At 45.4% G+C, this 6,479-nt stretch carries 7 protein-coding genes and 1 pseudogene; all 8 read left to right on the forward strand.

Translation table 11 applies throughout. The features are described 5' to 3' along the window. Positions 1–723 (forward strand): bifunctional riboflavin kinase/FAD synthetase (locus tag Q0C19_RS08295; protein ID WP_295055023.1); only part of this gene is annotated, 723 nt, incomplete at its 5' end. Between the two features lie 59 nt (positions 724–782). Continuing rightward, the gene (locus Q0C19_RS08300) at positions 783–1,460 is read left to right on the forward strand and encodes a F0F1 ATP synthase subunit A (protein WP_295055025.1); all 678 of its coding nucleotides are present in this window, start codon (positions 783–785) and stop codon (positions 1,458–1,460) included. Positions 1,461–1,469: 9 nt separating this feature from the next. Continuing rightward, entirely contained in the window at positions 1,470–1,751 is a 282-nt protein-coding gene (locus Q0C19_RS08305) for a hypothetical protein (RefSeq protein WP_295055027.1), read from the forward strand. Continuing rightward, positions 1,748–2,299 (forward strand): thiamine phosphate synthase, encoded by a 552-nt coding sequence (locus Q0C19_RS08310; RefSeq protein WP_295055029.1) that lies wholly within the window; start codon positions 1,748–1,750, stop codon positions 2,297–2,299. Before Q0C19_RS08305 ends, Q0C19_RS08310 begins: the two co-directional genes overlap by 4 nt. Positions 2,300–2,316: 17 nt before the next feature. Next, entirely contained in the window at positions 2,317–3,744 is a 1,428-nt protein-coding gene (gene gatB, locus Q0C19_RS08315) for an Asp-tRNA(Asn)/Glu-tRNA(Gln) amidotransferase subunit GatB (protein WP_295055031.1), read from the forward strand. An 8-nt stretch (positions 3,745–3,752) separates the two neighbouring features. Beyond that, positions 3,753–5,312 (forward strand): ion transporter, encoded by a 1,560-nt coding sequence (locus Q0C19_RS08320; protein WP_295055034.1) that lies wholly within the window; start codon positions 3,753–3,755, stop codon positions 5,310–5,312. After that, positions 5,309–6,019: a TrkA C-terminal domain-containing protein gene (locus tag Q0C19_RS08325; RefSeq protein WP_295055035.1), complete on the forward strand. Its 711-nt coding sequence runs from the start codon at positions 5,309–5,311 to the stop codon at positions 6,017–6,019. The genes Q0C19_RS08320 and Q0C19_RS08325 overlap by 4 nt, the downstream gene beginning before the upstream one ends. Further along, a pseudogene (locus Q0C19_RS08330) lies at positions 6,007–6,479 on the forward strand (glycerol-3-phosphate dehydrogenase); the annotation flags it as partial. The gene Q0C19_RS08325 and the pseudogene Q0C19_RS08330, both read left to right, overlap by 13 nt.

Consider the following 6,479-nt stretch of genomic DNA (forward strand, 5'->3'; position numbering starts at 1 on the left):
GTTATCGAAACAGGATATGCCAACTTAACGCCGGGGAGTGAGCGTGAACACTACAGCCACTATCCTATCGTCTATTATTCTCTGGAAGCTATCCGTCACCTAGAAGGGGAAGCCTTTGTAGCGATGCTGAGAGAGCGTTTTCCCCATTTACGCAAAATCGTGGTCGGATACGACTTTCATTTCGGGAAAAACCGCCGTTACTCTCATGCCAATTTGGGCGAATTGTTTGAAGGCGAGGTGAAGGTAATCGATCAGGTGTGTATCGAGGGGGATTCTGTCCATTCGCATAAAATCCGCACTAAAATCCAAATCGGCGATCTAAGCGGAGCCAACCGCTTTTTAGGGCATAACTACTCTATCAAAGGTTCTGTGATCAAAGGGCAGGGGATCGGCAAAACCGAGCTTGTTCCCACAATCAATCTCGAATGTCCCGGATATCTGCTCCCGTATGAGGGGGTTTATGCGGCATTGACCCGTATTGATGGGGAGGAACATTTTCACCCCTCCGTCGTGTTTGTGGGGCACCGAGTGACAACGGATGGCAGTTACGCGGTTGAGAGTCATATTTTAGATGCAAATATCCAAAGCTGTGAGCGGGCATCTATCAGTTTTGTCAAATTTTTACGCAAAAATCAGAAGTTTGAGAGTCTCGAAGCGCTTAAATGTGCGATCCATGATGATATTTTAGACGCCCGTCGGGAATTGATTCATCTGAGTTTATAGGATTTTAATCTGTGTTAGGGTAAAATCCCGCTAATTTTTCATGCAAAGGAACACTACTTATGGGTGAGTTGTTTACCTTCTTCGGCCTTATCAGCCACGAACATTCGTTCATTTTCCTCACACACATGTTGCTTACAGCAGCAATCGTGTTGATTATCGCGAAAATGGCGACCTCAAATCTACGATTGGTTCCAACGGGAACTCAAAACGTTATGGAAGCGTATCTTAGCGGCGTACTAGCAATGGGCGCGGACGTTATGGGCAAAGCGGAAGCACGTCGTTATCTTCCGCTTGTTGCGACTATCGGTCTTTTCGTCGGTATCGCAAACGTTATCGGGGTTCTTCCGGGTTTTGAAGCGCCGAGTGCGTTTTTGGACTTTACGTTGGCACTTGCGTTAGTTGTTTTTACGTACTATAACTTCGAAGGTATTCGCCGTAACGGTTTGATCAGTTACTTCAAACACTTCATGGGTCCTGTATGGTGGTTGGCATGGTTGATGTTCCCGATCGAGATCGTTTCGCACATCTCTCGTATCATCTCTCTCAGCTTCCGATTGTTCGGTAACGTCAAAGGGGACGATATGTTCTTGATGGTATTGTTGATGCTGGCTCCGTGGGTACTTCCGATCGTACCGTTTGCATTGTTGACGTTTATGGCATTCTTGCAGGCGTTTATTTTCATGATGCTCACGTACGTTTATCTCGGCGGTGCAGTTCTTCTTCACGACGACCACTAAGACATTTTGATGAAGCGAAGTACGTTTGACGCGCTTTTAAGCTTCCTCGGAGGCGTCTCTTGGGCTTTCGTCATAATCGGAGCCTGGGTCACTTTCCAATCGCTTGTTTTTCTCGGAATTGTCCCCGCGTTGATGTTTACATTCCTCTTTATCTTTTTAGCAATCTTTTTGCTGTTGGTACTGGAGACAATGTCGATGGCGCGCGACCGTAACGATATTCTTAAAAAACAAAACGAACTTCTCGAAGAGATTCGAGAGAGTGTACAAACCCCATCTGCAACGGACGCGTGAAGAGTTATCTAATCACCGATCCCGCTTTTTACGGTACCTCTTCGGAGGTACTCAACGCATCATTGAATTCCGTATTCTCACAAACACTTCCCGACTTTTCCCTTTTTCGCGACAAACAAGCGGTTGATTATCCGAATCTAGCACAAACCTTTATCCGTGTATGCCGAAATCATTCTATTTCAAAAGTTTTATTGCACAGAGATTATCTACTTGCAAAGACTTTAGAAGCCGATGGAGTACACCTCACCTCGGCACAGCTTGATGCGATCAATGAGGCAAAAGCATTGGGGCTGTATGTCATTGTCAGTACTCATACGCATGAGGAAGCCTCGCGTGCCCAAGAACTCGGTGCCGATGCGATTACCTACAGCCCGATTTTCTTCTCCCCTGCCAAAGGTGAACCCAAGGGTTTAGAGGATTTAAAAGAAATAATGGATAAAATAAGAGTACCTATTTTTGCGTTGGGCGGAGTTACGACCCAAGAGCAGATAACTGCGGTGCAAGAGGTTGGAGTTTACGGCTTCGCCTCTATCCGCTATTTTATATAAACCAAGGAATTTTTCGTATGTTTGAAACCATTATCGGTTTGGAAGTTCACGTCCAGCTCAATACCCAGTCTAAACTTTTTTGCTCATGCCCGACGAGTTTTAACCACGAACAAAACACCAACACGTGTCCTACCTGTCTCGCATTGCCTGGTGCGCTTCCGGTTCTAAACAAAGAGGCGGTTCGTAAAGCGGGGATGTTCGGTACGGCAGTGGGAGCCACGATCAACCGTACGTCGTTCTTTGACCGTAAGAGCTATTTTTATCCCGACAGCCCGAGCGCCTATCAAATTACTCAGCTGTATACGCCGGTTGTCGAACACGGAAAACTGGTGATCGATTTTGAAGACGGAAGCCATAAAACGATCCGTATCAATCGCGCGCATATCGAAGCGGATGCGGGAAAAAATATCCATGACGGAGCTATTTCAAAAGTCGATTTGAATCGTGCGGGGACACCGTTGCTTGAAATCGTCTCTGAACCCGATATGCGCTCGGCTGAAGATGCGATCTTGTATCTTAAAAAACTCCACTCCATCGTCCGTTATATCGATATCTCCGATGCCAACATGCAAGAGGGATCGTTCCGCGTAGACGTCAACGTCTCTATCCGTCCGAAGGGGGATGAGAAGCTCTACACCCGTGTCGAGATCAAGAACATCAACAGTTTCCGATTTATCCAGCGGGCAATCGAACTCGAAGTAGCGCGTCAGCGTGAAGCGTGGGAAGACGGCACGTATGAATCTGAAATCGTTCAGGAAACCCGTTTGTTCGACCAAGTAAAACAAGAGACCCGCTCGATGCGCGGCAAAGAGGAAGCGGCCGATTATCGTTATTTCCCTGAACCCGATTTGCTCAAAGTGATCGTCGATGATGCGATGTATGCCGATGTCTGCAACATCCCTGAACTCCCCGATGCGAAAAAAGAGCGTTTCGTGAGTGAATTTGGAATCAATGACTATAATGCGGCGGTTATTACGGCAGATCTTGAAACCGCGCACTATTTTGAAGCGATGCTAGAGCAGGGGATCAGTGCGAAAAATGCGGTAACGTGGCTTACAGTAGAGCTGCAAGGGCGTTTAAGCGGTGGTATGAGCCCATCCGAATCACCGATCAGTGCGGTAATGCTCGGAACCCTCGTCAAGCGTATCGAAGAGAGCGTTATCAGCGGGAAAGCGGCGAAAGAAGTTCTTGATTACCTCCTTGAAAACGGTGGGGATATCGATGCGGTTATTGAAAAACTCGGTCTCAAGCAAGTGAGCGATACGGGTGCTCTTGAGGCATTAATCGATGAAATTTTGGCTGCCAATACCGATAAAGTGGCGGAATACAAATCGGGCAAAGACAAGCTCTTCGGATTTTTTGTCGGTCAGGCGATGAAAGCATCCAAAGGTTCGGCAAATCCGAATACACTGAACGAAATTCTTCAAACTAAACTAGCACAATAAGGGTGAGGATGATCAGCCGATGGATCGTAGGGATTGCATTTTTTCTCCATGCGTCTCCAAACTATCGATATATCAAAAAATTTGCCCATAACCTTCTAGAAAACACCAACTATCCGTATAAAAAGTTTTTCGATTATACGATGATGGTGCTGATTGTCATCAGTGTCTATATCCTCGTTCATCATGTTAAATATGAAGTAAAACCTGATTGGCTTTTTTTTAACAATTATGTTATTTCCGTTATTTTTCTGATTGAATATATGCTTCGTCTTTGGGTGTACAGTGATAATTCAAAAGCGATAATCGAGCAGTACGAACATGATCTTTTTTTACAGCGTCCGTTTCGAGTATGGGGTGTATTGCATCGTATCATGATGACAAAAATGGGCTTCGTCTTCTCTCCGTCGGCGATTATCGACTTGCTCGCAATTATGCCGTTTTTCCATGAGATGCGGTTGTTGCGCGTATTTATTCTCTTTCGGGTATTCAAGCTTTTTCGATATGCTAAAAGTTTGCAGCAATTCGTTTCGATATTGGCTTCCAAAAAATTTGAATTCCTTACTCTCGGTGTGTTTGCCGGTGTGATCATTACCGTCTCTTCCGTCCTGATTTATGTTATGGAGGCAAATAATCCAGATTCGAAGATTAACACTCTGTTTGAGGCCGTTTACTGGTCGGTGGTAACGATTTTTACCGTCGGATACGGTGATTTTGTCCCCGCAACCAGCGAAGGTCGAATGGTCGCCATGGTGATTATCGTTGCCGGTATTGCCGTTATTTCATTTGCAACGTCGATTGTCGTATCGGCGTTTACCGAGAAACTCGATGAGATCAAAGAGGATAAACTGATCGATGACGTATCCAAATTTGATCAATTCTATCTGATTTGCGGATACAGTCCCCTAACGGCTCAGGTTGCACACCGCTTTATCAAAAATGGCAATCAGGTTGTTATTTTGGAGAGCAATCACAAAAAGGTAGCCGAAGCTCAAAAAGACGGTCTTTTGGCTCTTACTTTCGATCCGGCTTCGCTTCACTCCTATCATGCACTAAGGATCGATTTCGAGACGCAAGTCATTTCGGTCATATTGCTGGAGGAGAGTGATGTCTTGAATGTCTATACGGCATTGACCATTCGTGAAATGTCAAAAAGTATTAAAATGCTCTCTATTTTACTCCATCATGAAAATCGTCGAAAGCTCTCTTTGGCAGGTATTAATGAGATTGTCTATACGCAGGAGCTGATCGGATTAATGTCTAAAGAGGTGAGCGGAAGGCCGGTGGCTTTTGAAGTGATTCATGCCCTACGCTCTGAAAATAGCGGCGTATTTATCGAAGAGATCGTTTTGGATGATCTCATGGCAGGCCAATTTTTTGATACCACAAAACTTTCGATGTTTCATAAACGGCTCATCGTATTGGGTGTCTATAAACAATCCAGCCAATCTTTTTTCTTTAACCCCTCCAATACCCTTATAATAGATGCCGGTGATGTGGTTATCGTTGTGGGTACCCGTTCGTTAATCGATGAGTTCAAGGCCCTTATGCGGAGGAAGAAGAGAGTATGAGTTATCAAAGTGCGATTGTATTCGGATTCAACGAGTACGCAAAACAAATAGCGATGCAGATCGCTCCCGAATATCTCTCTTTTGCTATATTTGTGATGACCGAAGCCGAACGGAGCGCGGCAAAAGCGGCAGGCTTTGAGGTAGCGCTTTTTGACTTGGGGGAAGATTGGAAACTGATTGAAGAGCGGTTTGATCCGGAAAGTCTTATTGTGTTTTGTGCGCTGGACAAAGATGCCGAAAACGTCTTTTTGACAATTTCCCTCCGATCTATTTTCGAGGAACTACCGATTATTGCGTTGGCGGGAGATCATGAAAGTGCCGCAAAGATGAAAAGCGCCGGGGCCAACAAAGTGATGGCAACGCAGCAGATTACCGCCAATATTATCACCGAAATGTTAGAAAAACCGACGGTTACCGAAGTATTGCACGACATATTATACGAGCAGTCTTTTTTGAAAATAGCACAGATTAGTGTGCCGGAGAACTCTTTTTTAGTCGGTAAGCATCTGCACGATATTGATTGGGGAGAGGAGTTTGATGTTCTTGTTCTTGCTATAGTCGATCATCAGCTCTCCGCGACATTCAGTTTTACCTCCAAGGGACATCATCACCATATTGATCCAGAGGATATTTTGGTTGTGGTCGGGTATGAAGACAGCATATCGGCTTTATCCGAAGCGATGGGAGTTGAGAAATGGGCAAAGTAGGGATTATCGGAGCCGGCAAATGGGGAGAAGCTCTCAGTTTTGCGATGAGTGAAAAAAACGAGGTTATTATTACTTCCCGAAGCCCGCGTGAATGGCCTAACTTCAGGTCGTTGGAAGAGGTACTTAACTGCCGATATCTTATTATTGCAATTCCTGCCCAACAGATAGCCCAATGGCTCAAAGAACATTTTGTTTTTTCGGGACAAAAAATTCTGGTCGCGGCCAAAGGGATCGAAGCTTCCAGCGGGCGGTTTTTAAACGACATCTACGGAGAATATGTCCCTAAGGAGAATCTTGCTTTCTTGTCGGGTCCTTCGTTTGCTGCGGAGGTAATGCAGAAGCTTCCTACCGCTCTTGTCGTGAATTCGTTTTCTCAGGAGACGGCGAGTGAGTTTGCCTCTTTTTTCCCCTCTTTTATCCGTACCTATACGAGCGATGATGTGATCGGAGCTGAGATTAC

The sequence above is a fragment of the Sulfuricurvum sp. genome (assembly GCF_023250475.1).
GTDB lineage: Bacteria > Campylobacterota > Campylobacteria > Campylobacterales > Sulfurimonadaceae > Sulfuricurvum.